This is a genomic window from Lysobacter oculi (assembly GCF_003293695.1).
GTDB lineage: Bacteria > Pseudomonadota > Gammaproteobacteria > Xanthomonadales > Xanthomonadaceae > Solilutibacter > Solilutibacter oculi.
Genome location: NZ_CP029556.1, coordinates 1,320,570 through 1,337,749, shown reverse-complemented (window position 1 = coordinate 1,337,749; position 17,180 = coordinate 1,320,570). Strand labels below are relative to the sequence as shown.

Annotated in this window: 17 protein-coding genes; 9 read left to right on the top strand and 8 right to left on the bottom strand. The window is 69.5% G+C overall.

Going from position 1 to position 17,180, the window contains the following annotated elements:
- Window positions 1-15 precede the first annotated feature (15 nt).
- Together rsfS and rlmH are read left to right on the top strand one after the other, a co-directional pair.
- On the top strand, window positions 16-429 hold the full coding sequence (rsfS, locus tag DCD74_RS06485) for a ribosome silencing factor (RefSeq protein ID WP_112926598.1): 414 nt from the start codon (window positions 16-18) through the stop codon (window positions 427-429).
- 10 nt (window positions 430-439) lie between these two features.
- The gene (gene rlmH, locus DCD74_RS06480) at window positions 440-910 is read left to right on the top strand and encodes a 23S rRNA (pseudouridine(1915)-N(3))-methyltransferase RlmH (protein WP_112926597.1); all 471 of its coding nucleotides are present in this window, start codon (window positions 440-442) and stop codon (window positions 908-910) included.
- A 63-nt stretch (window positions 911-973) separates the two neighbouring features.
- Here rlmH and DCD74_RS06475 read toward each other — a convergent pair whose 3' ends face one another.
- The 3 genes from DCD74_RS06475 to DCD74_RS06470 all read right to left on the bottom strand — a co-directional run bounded on the left by DCD74_RS06475 (window position 974) and on the right by DCD74_RS06470 (window position 2,684).
- Entirely contained in the window at window positions 974-1,681 is a 708-nt protein-coding gene (locus DCD74_RS06475; protein ID WP_112926596.1) for an energy transducer TonB, read from the bottom strand.
- Window positions 1,682-1,813: 132 nt separating this feature from the next.
- Window positions 1,814-1,963 (bottom strand): hypothetical protein, encoded by a 150-nt coding sequence (locus DCD74_RS12655; RefSeq protein WP_162615923.1) that lies wholly within the window; start codon window positions 1,961-1,963, stop codon window positions 1,814-1,816.
- 1 nt (window position 1,964) lies between these two features.
- Window positions 1,965-2,684 (bottom strand): SIMPL domain-containing protein, encoded by a 720-nt coding sequence (locus DCD74_RS06470; protein WP_112926595.1) that lies wholly within the window; start codon window positions 2,682-2,684, stop codon window positions 1,965-1,967.
- A 189-nt stretch (window positions 2,685-2,873) separates the two neighbouring features.
- Between DCD74_RS06470 and DCD74_RS06465 the strand changes: the two genes are divergently transcribed.
- The 4 genes from DCD74_RS06465 to tldD are packed head-to-tail and all read left to right on the top strand — an operon-like array spanning window position 2,874 to window position 10,223.
- Window positions 2,874-3,443 carry a Maf family protein gene (locus DCD74_RS06465; protein WP_112926594.1) on the top strand — a complete coding sequence of 190 codons (570 nt, stop codon included), beginning with the start codon at window positions 2,874-2,876 and terminating at the stop codon, window positions 3,441-3,443.
- Window positions 3,440-4,954 (top strand): ribonuclease G, encoded by a 1,515-nt coding sequence (rng, locus tag DCD74_RS06460; protein WP_112926593.1) that lies wholly within the window; start codon window positions 3,440-3,442, stop codon window positions 4,952-4,954. The genes DCD74_RS06465 and rng overlap by 4 nt, the downstream gene beginning before the upstream one ends.
- Before the next feature lie 15 nt (window positions 4,955-4,969).
- Entirely contained in the window at window positions 4,970-8,770 is a 3,801-nt protein-coding gene (locus tag DCD74_RS06455) for a YhdP family protein (protein WP_112926592.1), read from the top strand.
- Window positions 8,771-8,780: 10 nt separating this feature from the next.
- A complete protein-coding gene (gene tldD, locus DCD74_RS06450; protein WP_112926591.1) occupies window positions 8,781-10,223 on the top strand; it encodes a metalloprotease TldD in 1,443 nt (480 codons plus the stop codon).
- A 466-nt stretch (window positions 10,224-10,689) separates the two neighbouring features.
- Here the strand turns inward: tldD and yjgA are convergent, their stop codons facing one another.
- Window positions 10,690-11,271, bottom strand: a complete 582-nt coding sequence (yjgA, locus tag DCD74_RS06445) for a ribosome biogenesis factor YjgA (protein WP_112927706.1) — start codon at window positions 11,269-11,271, stop codon at window positions 10,690-10,692.
- 40 nt (window positions 11,272-11,311) lie between these two features.
- Here yjgA and pmbA point away from each other — a divergent pair, with 40 nt between their 5' ends.
- The 3 genes from pmbA (at window position 11,312) to DCD74_RS06430 (ending at window position 13,669) form a co-directional block, all read left to right on the top strand.
- Window positions 11,312-12,667, top strand: a complete 1,356-nt coding sequence (pmbA, locus tag DCD74_RS06440; protein ID WP_112926590.1) for a metalloprotease PmbA — start codon at window positions 11,312-11,314, stop codon at window positions 12,665-12,667.
- A 96-nt stretch (window positions 12,668-12,763) separates the two neighbouring features.
- The gene (locus DCD74_RS06435) at window positions 12,764-13,120 is read left to right on the top strand and encodes a DUF4870 domain-containing protein (protein ID WP_237049549.1); all 357 of its coding nucleotides are present in this window, start codon (window positions 12,764-12,766) and stop codon (window positions 13,118-13,120) included.
- 135 nt (window positions 13,121-13,255) lie between these two features.
- Window positions 13,256-13,669 (top strand): DUF4870 domain-containing protein, encoded by a 414-nt coding sequence (locus DCD74_RS06430; protein ID WP_162615922.1) that lies wholly within the window; start codon window positions 13,256-13,258, stop codon window positions 13,667-13,669.
- A gap of 72 nt (window positions 13,670-13,741) precedes the next feature.
- On the opposite strand, the gene ispA is transcribed toward DCD74_RS06430, so the two are convergent.
- From ispA to DCD74_RS06410, 4 genes are read right to left on the bottom strand one after another with little or no spacing between them, the layout of a single operon-like run.
- Window positions 13,742-14,632: a (2E,6E)-farnesyl diphosphate synthase gene (gene ispA, locus DCD74_RS06425; protein ID WP_112926588.1), complete on the bottom strand. Its 891-nt coding sequence runs from the start codon at window positions 14,630-14,632 to the stop codon at window positions 13,742-13,744.
- Window positions 14,625-14,888 carry an exodeoxyribonuclease VII small subunit gene (locus DCD74_RS06420; RefSeq protein ID WP_112926587.1) on the bottom strand — a complete coding sequence of 88 codons (264 nt, stop codon included), beginning with the start codon at window positions 14,886-14,888 and terminating at the stop codon, window positions 14,625-14,627. Before DCD74_RS06420 ends, ispA begins: the two co-directional genes overlap by 8 nt.
- A gap of 9 nt (window positions 14,889-14,897) precedes the next feature.
- Window positions 14,898-16,205, bottom strand: coding sequence for a tRNA lysidine(34) synthetase TilS (tilS, locus tag DCD74_RS06415; protein WP_112926586.1), 1,308 nt, complete (start codon window positions 16,203-16,205; stop codon window positions 14,898-14,900).
- 10 nt (window positions 16,206-16,215) lie between these two features.
- Window positions 16,216-17,169: an acetyl-CoA carboxylase carboxyltransferase subunit alpha gene (locus DCD74_RS06410; RefSeq protein WP_112926585.1), complete on the bottom strand. Its 954-nt coding sequence runs from the start codon at window positions 17,167-17,169 to the stop codon at window positions 16,216-16,218.
- Window positions 17,170-17,180 lie beyond the last annotated feature (11 nt).

Sequence of the window (17,180 nt, the reverse complement as noted above, 5' to 3'; positions counted from 1 at the left end):
CATGAGAGCCGCCGCTTGACCAACCAGGCCCAAGTCATCAAGACCACCGCCCCGACCCCGCCGCCGCCGGTGGACGTGCTGCTGAAGACCGTGCGCGACGCGGTCGAGAACCTGAAAGCGCAGGACGCGGTGGAACTGGACGTGCGCGGCAAGAGCAGCGTCTGCGACTACATGGTGGTGGTTTCCGGCACCTCGACCCGGCATGTGAAATCCATCGCCGACGAGGTGGTGAAGTTCGCCAAGCAGCTTGATTACCAGCCGCTCGGCGTCGAAGGCGAACAGGAAGCCGAATGGGTGCTGGTCGACCTGGGCGATGTCGTGGTCCACGTCATGCTGCCGCGCGTGCGCGAGTTCTACGCGCTGGAACGCCTGTGGACCGTCGGCGACGAACCGCCGGGGTTCGAGACCGGCGCCGAAGACACGGTCTGATCCGCGCGGCATGAAAGCCCGGCTCATCGCGGTCGGCGAACGTGCGCCGGGATGGGTGGCGGAAGGTTTCAGCGAATACCAGAAGCGTCTTTCGCACGGCCTGCCGCTGGAACTGGTGGAAGTCGCGCCCGGCATCCGTGGCAAGGGCCGCGATGCCGCCCGCGCCATGCAGGACGAAGGCGAACGGGTGATGGCCGCGCTGCCGAAGGGCAGCTGGGTCGTCGCGCTGGACGGGCGCGGCAAACCGTGGAGTTCCGAGCAGCTGGCCACGCGCCTCGAACACTGGCGCGGGCAGGGGCGTGACCTCTGTTTCCTGATCGGCGGGCCGGAAGGCCACGCGCCCGACGTCATCGCGCGGGCCGACGAAACCTGGTCACTCGGGCCGCTCACGCTGCCGCACATGCTGGTGCGGCTGGTGCTGGCCGAGCAGCTCTACCGCGCGGTCTCGATGCTCGCCAACCATCCCTACCACCGCGCCTGACAGCGTGCGTTTGTCGATGACGATGCCGGGCGGTCCACGCGCCGGCATCGCCACCTCCCCACCTCAACGGTCGATGCGGAACACCACCGGCACCGTGCCGATGGCGCGTACCGGCCGGCCGTTGCGCTGCGCCGGCACGAAGGTCCAATGCCGCAGCACCTGTTCCCGCGCGGCGCGGTCCAGCAGGCGATGGCCGCTGCCGGTCACGATGCTCACCTCGACCGGGCGGCCGGCCTCGTCCACCAGCACGCGCAGCAGCACCGTGCCCTCCAGCCCGTCGCGCAGCGCATCGCGCGGATAGGCGGGTGCCGGGTTGCGCAGGTACTGCAGCGCGACGCCGGCCATCGGTTCGCCGCCATCGACCACGCCGCCTTCGTTGCCGAGCGGCGGCAGGCTCTCGCCGTGATCGACGATGACCGGCGCTTCGTCCACCGTCACCGATGTCGTGCTGGATGACGCGGCAACCGGCACGCGCACGGTTTCGCGCGGCGGGGTGAGGGCGGGATGCGGCTTCGGTGTGATCGAAGGCTTCTTCACCACGTCCACCTCGATCGGCGGCGGGGGCGGCGGAGGCGGCGTGCGGATGACCGGCTCGTAGCGGGTGCGGCTTTCCTCGGGCGTCATGTCCATCGGCACCTGCGCCGGCATCATCAGTAGGCCGAGCGCGATCAGGTGCAGCGCGATGGCGCTGCTCAGGCCGCCGATGCGGGCGGGGTCGAGGCGCGCCGCGTCATCGGCGTGCGCGTGGGCGATTGGAAGCGTCTTCACCATGGTCGTCTCCGGGCCGGAATGGGCACTCAGGACAACGCGCGGTCGCGGCCAACGGGGTTGTGATATGCGTCGGGAAACGCGCAAAAAACAGGAGCCCCTTTCGGAGCCCCTGCATCTGTGCGGACAGTGGTTTCAGCCGGCCGGCGTTTCCGGTTCCGGATCGCGGCGCATCCCGCCCTCGTCGGGGTTGCGTGGCTTCTTCGGGTCCGGCTTCTGCGCCTCGCCCTTGTCGCCCGGGTTCTTCTCGGGATAGCCCGGCGTAGGCTTGCGCGGCTCGGCCATCTCAGCGCCCCAGTTCGAAGACGATGTTGAGGGTGACCGAGAGATTGCTTTCGCCCGGCGCGACCTGCGTTTCCATCTTCGCGTCGGCGGCCATCGCGCGCATCCCGCCGTACATCACCGGCGGGCGGAAGCCGCCGCTGCCTTCGTCGATGCTGACGATCCGGCGCACCTTCAGGCCCAGGGTCTTGGCGTACATCTCGGCGCGCGCCTGGGCCTTCTCCAGCGCGGCGCGGCGCGCTTCGTCATAGGCCTCGTCGGGCTTGTCGACCTCGAAACTCGGGCCGTTCAACTCGTTAGCGCCCTGCGCGACCAGCGTGTCCATGATTTTGCCGAGCTTGCCCAGGTCGCGGACCTTGACGCTCACCGTGTTGCGCGCCTCGTAGCCGGTGATCTTCGGCGCCTCGTTCTGCTGGTAGTGGTACTGCGGGTTGAGGTTGATGCCGCTGGTCTGGATGTCGCGCTCGGCGATGCCCGCGCCCTTGAGCGCCGCCATCACCTTGGCCATCTGGTCGGCGTTCTGGCGCATCGCGGCATTGCTGTCAGCGCCGCGCGTGACCACGCCGGTGGAGATGGTGGCGACGTCGGGCACGCGCTTGCTGCTGGCCTCGGCGCTGACCGAGAGCAGGGTGCCGTCGCTGGACACCATCGGGGCGACGGGGGTGGAGGTCTGGGCGCAGGCGGCGGTCATGGCGGTTCCGGTGGCCAGCGCGATGGCCAGCATGAGGGTACGAAGGGAAAGTCGGTTGCGGGTCACGGGTGAACTCCTGTGGTTGCGGAAAGGGTGTCTTCCCGGCGGTTAACGGGTCGTGACACGGGGTGGGGTTGCGGCGCGCGGAGCGGTTGCCGAAGGTTCATCGCGCGCGTCCCGGATGGGCCATTCCATGCAGGTTTGCCGGGTTATCCTGCCAGGATGCTGCATCTCGCCTCGCGTTCCCCCCGCCGTTCCGAACTGCTGGCCCGACTGGGGCTGGAATTCGGCATCCTCGATCTCGACGTGCCCGAGCAGCGTGGCGCCGACGAGCCCGCGCTGGACTACGTGTCGCGCGTGGCCCGCGAAAAGGCCGGTGCCGGCCTGCTGCGCGTGGTCGCGGTGCCGAACGCGCTGGTGCTGGCGGCGGACACCGAGGTGATCCTGGACGATGAAGTCTTCGGCAAGCCCGCCGATGCCGAAGACGCCGCACGCATGCTGCGCAAACTTTCGGGCCGCACGCATACCGTGGCGACAGTGGTCTGGCTGGTCTCCGCCGGCGACGAACGCCACGCGATCTCGGTTTCCGAAGTCAGCTTCGACACGCTGGACGAGGACCGCATCGCGCGCTACCTCGCCACCGGCGAGTGGCAGGGCAAGGCCGGCGCCTACGCCATCCAGGGCGCGGCCCAGGCCTTCATCGCCCATCTTTCCGGCAGTCATTCCGGGGTGATGGGGCTTCCCCTGTTCGAGACGGCCGCCCTGTTGCGCGGCTTCGGGCAGCCGGCATGAGCGAGGAGATCCTGGTCAACGTGACCCCGCGCGAGACCCGCGTCGCGGTGGTCGAGAACGGCATGCTGCAGGAGCTGCACATCGAGCGCGGCGGGCAGCGCGGCGTGGTCGGCAACCTCTACAAGGGCCGCGTGCAGCGGGTGATGCCGGGGATGCAGGCCGCCTTCATCGACATCGGGCTGGACCGCGCGGCCTTCCTGCACGCCAATGACATCCATCGCCCGAACGCGGCGGTGGGCAGCGACGACCAGCATCTGGAAGAGCCGCCGGTGCCGACGCAGGCGCGCCCGATCACCGAGCTGCTGCGCGAAGGGCAGGACATCGTGGTGCAGGTGCTGAAGGACCCGATCGGCAGCAAGGGCGCGCGGTTGACGACGCAGGTGAGCATCCCTTCTCGCTATCTCGTGCTGCTGCCGCAGTCGCGCGTGGTCGGCGTGTCGGCGCGCATCGAAGACGATGCCGAGCGCACGCGGCTCAAATCACTGGTGGGCGAGTTGTCGATGCCGTCCGCCGCCGGCTACATCGTCCGCACCAATGCGGAAGGCCAGCCGTCCGAGGCGCTGGCCGAGGACATCGCCTACCTGAGCCGCGTGTGGGCGCTGATCGAGCGCCGCTCACGCGAGTCGAAGGTGGGCGAATGCGTCTATGAGGACCTGAGCCTGCCGCTACGCGCGGTGCGCGACCTGATCCGCCGCGACGTGGAGAAGGTGCGGGTGGATTCGCGCGAGACCTTCGAGAAGCTGCGCGCGTTCGCATCGCAATACATGCCGGGCCTGACCGATGTGGATGACGGTGGGCTGGCGGAGAAGATCGAGCACTACGCCGGCCAGCGCCCGATCTTCGACCTGTACGGCGTGGAGGACGAGATCCAGCGCGCGCTGCAGAAGGAAGTGCCACTGAAATCGGGTGGCTACCTGGTCATCGACCAGACCGAGGCGATGACCACGGTCGATGTGAACACCGGCAGTTTCCTCGGCCAGCGCACGCTGGAGGAAACCGTCTTCCGCACCAATCTGGAAGCCGCGCAGTCGGTGGCGCGCCAGCTGCGGCTGCGCAACCTGGGCGGCATCATCATCATCGACTTCATCGACATGCACGACGTGGAGCATCGCCGGCAGGTGCTGCGCACGCTGGAGAAGTCGCTGGCCAAGGACCACGCCAAGACCACGGTGTACGACTTCTCGCCGCTGGGCCTGGTGGAGATGACGCGCAAGCGCACGGTGGAAAGCCTGGAGCGGCAGCTGTCGGAAGCCTGTGGCGAATGCGGCGGGCGCGGCACGGTGAAGACCGCCGAGACCGTGACCTACGAAATCTTCCGCGAAATCACCCGCGCGGTGCGCCAGTTCGAGGCCGAACGCCTGCTGGTGATCGCTTCGCCCGGCGTGGTCAACCGCATCACCGAGGAGGAATCGGCGGCGGTGGCGGAGCTGGAGGAATTCCTCGGCAAATCGATCCGCTTCCAGGCCGACGAGCAATACCAGCAGGAGCAATACGATGTGGTCCTGCTGTAAGCACGGGGCCGGTTGATGCCGACGCCGTTGCGTCGCGGCCTTCGCGTGGCCGGAAAATCCGCGTGGTACGGGTTCGCGCTGCTGGTGCTGATGCTGGCGATCGCGGTCGGCGTGGCCACGCAGGGCCTGCGCTGGGTGGAGGCGAATCCGCAGGCGGTGTCGCGCTGGCTGTCGGCGAAGGCGAACCAGCCGGTGCGCTTTTCCTCGCTGCGCGCGGAATGGACGCGGCGCGGCCCGCTGCTGGGCCTGAGCGACCTGCGCATCGGCCCCGGGGCGGACGCGATCCCGATGGGCCAGGCCGAAGTGCTGGTGACGCCGTATGCCGGCTGGCTGCCCGGGCGCCGCTTCACCGAACTGCGCCTGCACGGGCTGGCGCTGACGCTGGAACGCGGCGCGACCGGCGAATGGCATGTGCGCGGGCTGCCAGGGCAATCGAGCGGCCGCGATCCGCTGGAGACGCTGGAAGGCTTTGGCGAGTTGCAGGTGATCGGCGGGCGGCTGCGGGTGCTGTCGCCGGCCAGTGGCATCGATGTCGAAGTGCCGCGCATCGACCTGCGCGTGCAGGTGAGCGGGCCGCGTGTTCGCGCTGGCGTGCGTGCGTGGCCGGCCAACGGCAGGACGCCGTTGCTCGCCAGCCTCGACATCGACCGCAAGCGCGGTGACGGCCGCGCCTATGCCGGTGCGCGCCGACTCGACCTGGCCGGCTGGTCCAACCTGCTGCGCTGGCAGGGCGTGATGCTGGTGGCGGGGCAGGGCCGCGCGCAGACGTGGCTGGAATTGAAGGGGCACCGGGTGGCGTCGGTGACCAGCATCGGTGACCTGCGGAACGTGGTGCTGCAGCCGGTGGCGCCCGCGCCCGGTGCCACGGCCGAGGTGCGCTTCGACCGCCTGCAGCAGAAGAGCCGGTTCGCGCGCAGTGAATCGGGCTGGTCGTTGCAGGCGCCGACGCTGGGCTGGACGCAGGCCGGCATCGACACCCGCATGGACGGCATCCGCGTGCGTCGCGAAGGCCAGCGCTGGGCCGCGCGCGCCGGGCATCTTTCTCTTGGCCCGATGCTGCAGGTGCTCGACCTCAGCGACCGCCTGCCGACCGGCCTGCGCCACTGGATGGGCCGCGCCAGGCCGCAGGGCGTGCTGGCCGATGTCGAGGCGGAAGGCAGCGGCGGCCAGCTGCGCATGCTCTCCGCCAAGGCGCAGCAACTGGGCTTCGCGCCGGTGGGCGATGCGCCCGGCCTGCGCGGCGTGTCGGGCGAGGTGCTGGGCGATGGCGACGGCCTGTCGCTGCAGTTCGACCCGAAGGCGAGGATGGTGTTCGACTGGCCGCGCGGCTTCGGCGTGGCGCATCCCATCCAGGCCACCGGCAACGTGGCGCTGTGGCGCGAAGGCGCCGGCGTGCGCGTCGGCACCGGCGACCTGCGCATCGACGGCGCGGGCTATCGCGCGCATGCCCGTGGCGGCATGTGGTTCCAGAACGACGGCACCCGGCCGTGGATCGACATCGGCACCGATATCGACGAGGCCGACGTCGCAGTCGCGAAGAAGTTCTGGATCCACCACCTGATGCCGCCCTCGGCCATCCAGTGGCTGGACATGGCGCTGGTCGGCGGCAAGGTCCGCAACACGCGCGCGCTGGTCAGCGGCGATCTGGACGACTGGCCGTTCAAGCAGAACAACGGGCGTTTCGAGGCGCACGCCGACATCGACAACGGCCAGCTGCGCTTCCAGCCGGATTGGCCGGTGATCCAGTCCGCGAAACTGCATGCGGCCTTCATCGGCCCCGGCATGACCGTGCAGGGCAGTGGCGAACTGGCCGGGGTAAAGGTGGATGCGGTGAAGGCCGAGATCCCCGACTTCGGCAAGGGCGGATTGGCGATCGGGGCCAGCGGCCATGGCGATGCCGCCCAGCTGCTCGGCCTGCTGCGGGCCAGTCCGTTGGAGAAGACGCTCGGCAGCACCTTCGAGCGTCTCGGCGCGAGCGGGCCGGCAGGCGTCACCTTCTCGATGTTCCTGCCCTTCCATCACGATGCGCCGCCACAGCGGATCGCCGGCAGCGTGGACCTGCAGGGCGCCACGCTCACCGAACGCGAACTCAAGCTCGCCTTCCGCGAAGTGCGCGGGCGCGCCGTCTACGACGGCCACGGTTTCAGCGCCGACCGGCTTGCGGTGATGCATGAAGGCCAGCCCGGCCGGCTCAGCCTGCGCGCGGGTGCGCCGCATGTGCGCGAGCGCGGCAACGCCTTCGAAGCCGATCTGGCCGCCACCCTCACCAGCGACGCGTTGCTGGCGCGTGCGCCCGACATGGCCTGGCTCAAGCCGTGGCTGCGCGGCCGATCCGAATGGACGGTCGCGGTGGCCCTGCCCGAAGGCAGCGACGCGGCCAACGCCAAGCCGAGCCGCGTGGCGTTGCAATCGAATCTGGTCGGCACCGCGATCACCCTGCCGGCGCCGCTGGGCAAGCCGGCGGGCGAAGCGCTGGCGACCGAAGTGCGCATCCCGCTGCCGGCGGATGGTGGCGAGATCGAGGTGGTGATGGGGCGTCGTCTTGCGTTGCGGGCGCAGTCGCGCGGCGGGCGCACCGGCATCCGCGCACAGCTGGGCGCGACGCGCGTGGCCGGCCCGCCGCCTGCGCAGGGTTTGATCGTCGAAGGCCGCGCGGGCGATGTGGATGCCTTGGCCTGGGCGGGCTTCGCTTCGGGCAGCGCGGGCGGTGGCGGCGGCATCAGCCCGGTGCGCATCGATGTGCAGGCCGCGCGCCTGCTGCTGCTCGGGCAGCGTTACGCCGATGCGCGCCTGCAGTTCTCGCCGGTGGCCAACGGCCATCGCGTGCAGGTGGAGGGCAGCGGCATCAGTGGCAGCCTCGACATCCCCAGCGCGGACGGCGCCACGGTGACCGGCCGCTTCGCGCGCGCCGCGTTCGCGGTCGGCAAGCCGGCAGCGGGGACGCGCGCCGCCACGGATGATCCGGGCGACGACATCGACCCGTCGAAAGTCCCGCCGCTCGACATCACCGTGCAGGACATGCGGGTGAACGGCAACGCGCTCGGCACCTTGACCTTGCGCACGCGGCCCATCGCCTCGGGCATGCAGGTGCAGACGCTGGCGCTGCGTGCGCCCAAGCAGGCGATCGACGTGCAGGGCACCTGGACCGGGCGCGGCGCGTCGGCCCGCACGCGCATGGATGCCCAGGTGCACAGCCAGGACTTCGGTGCGCTGGCCGGCAAGCTGGGGCTGGGCGGGCAGATCAAGAAGGGGCAGGGCGATGTCGCCGCGTCGCTGGCGTGGCCGGGCGCACCGTCCGGATTCGCGCTCGCGGATCTCGACGGCGAGCTGCGGGTGAAGGCGAAGGACGGCCAGCTGGTCGAACTCGAACCCGGCGCCGGCCGGCTGCTCGGCCTGCTCAGCGTGGCGCGCCTGCCGCAGCGCCTGACGCTGGATTTCCGCGACCTCTTCGACAAGGGGTTCGCCTTCGACCGCATCGAAGGCAAGCTCGCGTTCGGTGACGGGCTGGCGCGCAGCGAAGGCTTCACCATCGAAGGACCGGCCGCGCAGATCGGCATCAGCGGCAGCGCCAACATGGTGACGCAGCGCTTCGACCAGACCATCGAGGTCAAGCCGCGCACCGGCAACCTGCTCACCGTTGCCGGCGCACTCGCGGGCGGACCGGTGGGCGCGGCGGTCGGCGCGGTCGCCAATGCGGTGTTGAAGAAGCCGCTGAGCGCGGTCGGCGCCAAGACCTATCGGGTGACGGGCCCGTGGGACAATCCAAAGGTCGAAGTGATGGCGAAACCGCACGCCGGATCGACACCATCGCAATGAGAACGCACGCATGAGCCAGAACTTCGCCATCGCCGAATCGCGCCTGCTGGCGCCGGCGGGCCTGTCGACATCCGACATCGAACGCACCTTCTCCACGCTGCTCGCCAGCGGCGCGGATTTCGGCGACCTGTACTTCCAGCATTCGCGGCGCGAGAGCTGGTCGATGGAAGACGGCATCGTCAAGGACGGCGCGCATGCCATCGAACAGGGCGTCGGCGTGCGCGCGATCAGTGGCGAGAAGACCGGCTTCGCGTATTCCGGCGAGATCGATGCCGCCGCGCTGCTGGCCGCCGCCGGTTCCGCCCGTGCCATCGCGCGGGATGGCGGCGCGTCATCGGCACAGGCCTTGGCCCGCCGCGATGCGCGGTTGCTGTATCGCGCCGACGATCCCATCGACGCGCTCGGCAACGAGGCGAAGGTGGAAGCCTTGCGCCGCGTCGATGCGCTGCTGCGCAGCCTGGACCCGCGCGTGCAGCAGGTGATGGTGAGCCTGTCGGCCGCCATCGACACCGTGCTCGTCGCCCGCAGCGACGGCGTGCTCGCCGCCGACGTGCGCCCGCTGGTGCGGATGAACGTGCAGGTGATCGTGGAGCAGAACGGCCGGCGCGAATCGGGCTATGCCGGTTTCGGTGGCCGCTATTCGTACGAACAGTTGCTGGGCGATGGGCAACCGGAGAAGTTCGCGCGCGAGGCGCTGCGGCAGGCGTTGGTGAACCTGGAATCCATCGATGCGCCGGCCGGCGTGATGCCGGTGGTGCTCGGCAACGGCTGGACCGGCGTGCTGCTGCACGAGGCCGTCGGCCACGGGCTGGAAGGCGATTTCAACCGCAAGGGCACGTCCACTTACGCGGGGCGCATGGGCCAGCGCGTGGCATCACCCGGCGTGACGATCGTCGATGACGCCACGCTCGCCGGCCGCCGCGGTTCGCTCAATTGCGATGACGAGGGCACGCCGACGCAGTCCACGACGTTGATCGAGGACGGCGTGCTGACCGGCTACATGCAGGACACGCTCAACGCGCGCCTGATGGGGATGGCGCCGACCGGCAACGGCCGCCGCGAGTCTTATGCGCATCTGGTGATGCCGCGCATGACCAACACCTACATGCTGGCCGGGCAGGACGAACCGGAAGACATGATCCGCAGCGTCAAGCGCGGGCTGTACGCGGTGAACTTCGGCGGCGGGCAGGTGGACATCACCAGCGGCAAGTACGTGTTCTCGGCGACCGAGGCGTATCTGATCGAAGACGGCAAGGTGACCGCGCCGGTGAAGGGCGCGACGCTGATCGGCAACGGCCCGGAGACGATGCAGCGGGTGACGATGATCGGCCACGATCTGGCGCTGGACGATGGTGTGGGCGTATGCGGCAAGGACGGGCAGTCGGTGCCGGTCGGCGTGGGCCAGCCCTCGCTCAAGATCAGCGAGATGACGGTGGGCGGGACGCAGGCTTGAGGCTGGGTTCGATGCCCGATCTTGGAACCGTTGAAAACGACGCAACCGGAATGCAGGTCAGGCGGCTGCCCCTATATGTCGAGTGCACCAAGGATGGTGCACGTTCGCGCGTCGGAGCAGGACGCGCAGCCCGCGCGACGACATATAGGGGCAGCTGTCTGACCGGAAACGAAGGGCCTGTTTCAATGTCGTTGATAGCACAGGATGCGGGCTCCGCTTCCGGTCCGAAAGCAGGCCTGATGCGTTGCCGCTCGGGCTACGCGTCCTGCTCCGACGAGCGGGCGCCCGCCTCGCTTCGCGAGTCCGGCCCGACGCAGCGCGTCGGGCGTTCGGCCGGGATACGCGGCATGCCGCGTAAGCATCCCGTCCTCACCCATGGCGTGCTCAACGCATCAGGCCTACTCCCGAACCTTTTACTTGCGATGCCTGAGCGTTGCCAGACGCGGTGGCAACGAGGACTGGCGACCTACGCCTCCTCACCCTCATCCCCGGCATCGTCATCGAACGCCATCTGGTCGTCCACGGACGACACGCCCTTCGCCGCCGCCAATATCTCGCGATACAGCTCGCGGAACGCGCGTGGCGGCTTGTTCCGCTTCGCCTCTTCCTGCGCGTTGCGTGCCAGCTGGCGCAGGCGCTGGCGGTCCGCGCCGGGGTTTTCGTCGATGAAGGCGGCTAGCGCATCGTCGCCGCCCTCGATGAGCCGCGTGCGCCAGGTTTCCGCGCGGTGCATCAACGCCACCTGCCTGCGCGAGCCCTCGCTGTTGGCGTCCAGTGCGTCGCGGATCGCGTCGAGCGCATCGTCGTCTTCCTTGCGCATCTGCTTGGCGAGGAAAGCCACCGCACGCTTCCGCGCGATCGGCGAAGTGATGCGGGCGGCATCGCGCACATGCGCGCGCAGCGCGTCGTCGATCGGCAGCTTGCCGAGCTCGGCCTCGCTCTTGTCCACCAGCACATGCGCCAGCGCCAGCACGTCCAGTGCCGCGCGCCGTTGCTCGCTGCGGCTGGCCGAAAGGAACTCGCCGCTGTCCTCGTCGCGTCCGCGCATCGTCATCCACCCATTCCAGAAAACCGTCACAGGATAAGCCATGCCCGCCCACGCCCTTGCCCACGACGACAGCCTCGCGCGCATCGCCACGCTCGAAGACACCGCGCGGCGCCTGCTCGAACTCGCCCGCGCCCAAGGCGCCAGCCAGGCCGAGGTGAGCTGCTCGGAATCCCGCGGACTCAACGTCGGCGTGCGGATGGGCGAAGTCGAAACCGTCGAATCCAACCAGGATCGCGGCATCGGCGTCACCGTGTATTTCGGCCAGCGCAAGGGCACTGCCAGCACCGGCGACGTGCGCGATGAAAGCCTGGCGGCGACCGTCGCCCAGGCCTGCGCCATCGCCCGGCACACCGAGGAAGACGAAGCCGCCGGCCTCGCCGATGCGGCGTTGATGGCGACCGACCTGCGCGAATTCGATACCTGGCATCCCGCCGAAGTCAGCGCGGACGAAGCCGTGAGCCGTGCGCTCGCCTGCGAAGGCGCCGGCCGCGCGGTGGACGCGCGCATCGGCAACAGCGATGGCGCCTCGTTCGGCAGCGGGCAGTCGCTCGGCGTCTATGCCAACTCGCACGGCTTCGTCGGCCATGAGCGCGACAGCCACTACACGCTCGGCTGCGCGTTGATCGCCGGCGAAGGCGAGGCCATGCAGCGCGACGGCTGGTACAGCACGGCCCTGGCGCTGGACGGGGTGGAAGATGCCGCTTCGGTCGGGCGCCGCGCCGCCGAGCGCGCGCTGTCGCGGCTCGATCCGCGCAGCGTCGCCACGACCACGATGCCGGTCATCTTCAGCGCCGAAGTCGCGCGCAGCCTGATCGGCCACTACGTGTCGGCGGTGAGCGGCGGTGCGTTGTACCGGCGTGCCAGCTTCCTCTGCGATTCGGTGGGGCAGCCGGTGTTTCCGGACTGGTTCGGCATCGAGGAAAACCCGTTCCTGCCGCGCGGCTTCCGCTCCGCCGCGTTCGATGCCGAAGGCGTGGCGACGCGGCGCTCGCATCTGGTCGAAGGCGGCATCGTCCAGCGTTACGTGCTCGGCAGCTACTCGGCGCGCAAGCTCGGCCTCGCCAGCACGGCGAACGCGGGCGGCGTCCACAACCTCGAAGTCACGGCCAATGCGCCCGGTCTCGATGCGCTGCTGCGCGGCCAGTCGCGCGCGTTGCTGGTCACCGAATTGATGGGGCAGGGCACCAACCTGATCACCGGCGATTATTCGCGCGGCGCGGCGGGCTTCATGGTCGAGAACGGCGAGATCGCCTATCCGGTGGACGGCATCACCATCGCCGGCAACCTGCGCACGATGTTCGGCGCGATCGAGGCCGTCGGCGGCGACATCGACCCGCGTTCGCACATCCGCACCGGTTCCATCCTGGTCGGCCAGATGACCGTCGCCGGCAGTTGACCGGCGCGCCATCCAGGGGCATGTGGATGGTGGATGTCGTCGCCGCACGTTAAAGTCGGCGGCGGATTTCCCCCAACGCAAATGGACCCTGCACCCATGAACCAACCCTTCGAAACCTCCTCCGCCGTGTCGTCCGACGACCGCACCATGGCGATGCTCGCGCACCTGCTCGGCATCCTCACCGCCTTCATCGGCCCGCTGGTCATCTGGCTGATCAACAAGGACAAGCCGGAGAAGGCCTTCGTCAACGACCAGGCGAAAGAGGCGCTGAACTTCCAGATCACCGTGACCATCGCCTACATCGTCGCCAGCGCGCTGTCGGTGATCCTGATCGGCCTGCTGCTGATCCCGGTGATCATGATCGCCAACCTGGTGCTGTGCATCCTGGCCGGCCTGAAAGCCAACGAGGGCGTGGCCTACCGCTATCCCTTCGCGCTGCGCGTGATCAACTGACCGCAACGGCGTGAATGCGATGCCCGGCCGGGAAACCTGCCGGGCATTTTCGTTCCAGCGCGGCATGACTTCAGTTCACTTGCGATGCGGCGCCTGCGTCCCGATATTGAAAGGGAACCCATCGGGAGCCCTCGCATGACGATTGACGACACCCTGCCGCCTCCGGCGCCCTCCGCAGTGAGTCAGGACGACCGCCTCTGGGCCGCCGGTGCCCATGTCGGCGCGTTGCTGGCCGCCTTGCTGACCAGTTGGTTCGCCGGCATCGCCGGTGCCGCCGCCGCGCTGGTCGTGTGGTTCCTGGTGCGTGACCGTTCGGCCTTCGCCGCCGAGCACGCCAAGGAAGCCTTCAACTTCAACCTGAGCATGTTCCTGTACGCGGTCGCCTCGATCCTGCTGGTCGTGTTCACCCTCGGCATCGGCATCCTGGTGGCGTTGCCGATATGGATCATCCTGGGCCTGGCCTGGCTGATCTTCACCATCATCGCCGCGATCAAGGCTTACGACGGCCAGCCCTACCGCTATCCGCTGACCATCCGCCTGCTCAAGTAAGCGTGGTTGAAAACGGGCGCGGCAGCTTCGGCTGTCGCGCTTTTTCATGGGCGATGGAAAGCCGGTGGCGGCTCAGTTTTCGCGTTCGATGACCCGGCGTGCGAGTGCCGCCAGCGCATCGGTGTCGCCGGGCAATGCGGCCAGCGCGTCGTGCATGGTGCCGGCGAGCGTGGCCAGCCGCGCGCGCGAGGCCTCCACGCCGATCAATGCCGGGAAGGTCGCCTTGTCCTGCGCGATGTCCTTGCCGGCGGTCTTGCCGAGCGTGGCGCTGTCGCCTTCGATGTCGAGCAGGTCGTCACGGATCTGGAAGGCCAGCCCGAGCGCGTCGGCATAGCGGTCCAGCGCGATGCGTTCGGCCTCGCCGGCGCCGGCGGCGATCGCGCCCATCCGCACCGAGGCACGCAGCAGCGCCCCGGTTTTCATCGCGTGCAGGCGTTCGAGTCGGGTGATGTCGATGCGGCGGCCGGTGGCGTCGATGTCGAGTGCCTGGCCGCCGCACATGCCGGCCGCGCCGGAGGCCTGCGCCAGTTCGCGCAGCAGGGCGACGCGGGTGGCGTCACCCAGCGGCGCGTCGGCGATGCGCGCGAAGGCGAGCGTCTGCAGCGCATCACCGGCCAGGATCGCGGTGGCCTCGTCGAAGGCGATGTGCACGGTGGGCTGGCCGCGGCGCAGGTCGTCGTCGTCCATCGCCGGCAGGTCGTCGTGGACCAGCGAGTAGCAGTGGACCAGCTCGACGGCGAGCGCGGCGTCGTCGAGCGCCGCATCCTCCAGCCCGAATGCCACGCCGGTCGCGTACACCAGCGCCGGGCGGATGCGCTTGCCGCCGTTGAGCGCGGCGTGGCGCATCGCGGCGTGCAGGCGGGCGGGTTCGGTGTCGGGCGAAGGCAGCACGCGGTCGAGCGCGGCTTCGATGCGCGCCTGCCAAGCGGCGAGGCGCGCGGTCACTGTGTCGCGGTCAGGCATCGGCGTCGTCGAAGGGTTCGGCGCTGGACGGGTCCTGCGGGTCGGAGAGCAGGCGCACGCGCAGCTCGGCCTGTTCCAGCGCGGTCTGGCAGCGGCGGTACAGCCCGACGCCGCGTTCGTAGGCGGCCAGCGATTCCTCCAGCGACAGTTCGCCGGTTTCCATGCGGTCCACCAGCTGCTCGAGCGCGTCCAGGGAGTGCTCGAAATCGGCGACCGGCGAGGCCGTCGCGTCCTTGTCGGGAGTCTTGCGTGCCATGGGCCGAGTTTACGCCAGATGCCAATGCAGCCGGGCATCCGGCGCCTGCGCGCGGCCGGCGAAATGGCGCGAGAGCATCGTGCCGGCGGCGATGAGCTGCCCGCTGTCCGCATCCACCAGCAGCGGCAACCGGCGGCGGATCCACGGCGGCATCCACGCGTCCTGCAGCACATGTTTCAGTGCGTGCGAGTGCGTGCGATGCGGCAGGTCGATGCGCTCGCCGCCCATTCGTGCGCGGACCTGCAGAGGCGTGTCGAAACCTGCGCTGCCTTCGAGGCTGAGGACGCTGCCTTCGGGCAGCGACAGCGGCGCACGGCCATCCCAGACCGCCTGCCAGTCCGGCGGAAGCGCGGGCGATGATGCGCCCGCCCGCAGCCGGTGCTTCCAGCCTTCGATGCAGGCGCCGGCCCATTCGACGCGCGGTTCGGCATCGGCGCGGGCCTGCAGCACCTCGTCTTCGATGCGCGTGAGTGCGGCTGCCGGCAACGGCGGCAATCCGAGTTGGCGCATCCACCGCCGCAGCACGCGGGCGCGCCGCTCCGGGGGCAGGACGCGCAGGGCATCGGCGTCGAGTTCATCGACGGGCAGGCCGTGGCGCAGGCGGGCGAGGGCGGCTTCGTCTTCGGCATCGAGCAGGGTGCGGGCCTGCCGGTTCATGCGGGCCGACTGCGCGAACATGGCGTCCGCCTGCGGCCAGCGTTGCTGCAGCAGCGGCATCACCGTGTTGCGCAGGAAGTTGCGGTCGAAGTCCGATGACGCGTTGGACGGGTCTTCGATCCAGCGCAGGTCGGACGCCTGCGCGTAGGCCAGCAGGTCGGCGCGCGGCAGGTCCAGCAGCGGCCGCCACATCAGGCCCGGCCCGAACGGCCGCAGTGGCCGCATCGAGGCCAACCCATCCGGCCCGGCGCCGCGCAGCGCGCGCAGCAGGAAGGTCTCGGCCTGGTCATCGCGGTGATGGGCCAGCGCCAGCCAGTCGCCGGGTTGCATCGCATCGAGGAAGGCGCGGTGGCGGGCGGCACGCGCGGCGGCTTCCGGGCCGGCATCGACATCCACCACCGTCACCCGGATCACCTGCAACGGCACCCGCAGCGATGCGCAGAACGCCTCGCACCGGGACGCCCACGCATCCGCATCCGCATGCAGGCCGTGGTGGACGTGGACGGCACGCACGCGGCCGGGATGCGCCTGGGCCAGCGCATGCAGCAGGACGGTGGAATCCAGCCCGCCGCTGCAGCCGGCGAGGATCGTTCCGGGGGCTTCGCCGTCGGGTCCGGCGGCCACCGCGCGCGACACGGCTGCGGTGGCGTCGCGGGTCATCGCGTCGCGGTCAGGCGTAGGCGCCGTAGCCGCGCAGGCGCGCGTAACGCTGGTCGATCAGCTGCGCGACCGGCAGCTTTTCCAGCGCGTCCAGCTCGTTGAGGATCACGGCCTTGAGCCGCTTGCCCATCTGCAGCGGGTTGCGATGGGCGCCGCCGATCGGCTCGCGCACCACCTTGTCGACCAGCCCGAGCGACTTCAGCCGCTTGGCGGTGATGCCCATCTGCTCGGCGGCATCCTTGGCCTTGGCGGCGTCCTTCCACAGGATCGACGCGCATCCTTCCGGCGAGATCACCGAATAGGTGGCGTATTCGAGGATGTTGGTCACGTCGCCCACGCCGATCGCCAGCGCGCCGCCGGAACCGCCTTCGCCCACCACGTTGCAGATGATCGGCACGCGCAGCTCGGCCATTTCCAGCAGGTTGCGGGCGATGGCCTCGCTCTGGCCGCGTTCCTCGGCGCCGATGCCGGGGTAGGCGCCGGGCGTGTCGATGAAGGTGATGATCGGCAGCTTGAAGCGCTCGGCCATCTTCATCAGGCGCAGCGCCTTGCGGTAGCCCTCGGGCCGCGGCATGCCGAAGTTGCGGCGCACCTTGGTCTTGGTGTCGCGGCCCTTCTGGTGGCCGATGATCATCACGCTGCGGCCGTCGATGCGGCCCAGCCCGCCGACGATGGCGGCGTCGTTGGAATACGCGCGGTCGCCGGCGAGTTCCTGGAACTCGCTGGTCATGATCTTGATGTAGTCGTTGGTGTAGGGCCGCGCCGGGTGCCGCGACATCTGCGAGACCTGCCACGGCGACAGATCGCGGAAGATGTGCGCCGTACGCTGGCGCAGCTTGTCCTGCAGGGCGCGGACCTCGGTGTCGATGTTGACGGCCTGGCCGTCGCTGGCCTGGCGCAGCTCCTGGATCTTGGCTTCCAGGTCGGCGATGGGTTGCTCGAAATCGAGATAGTTCGGGTTCATTCGCTGCTTGA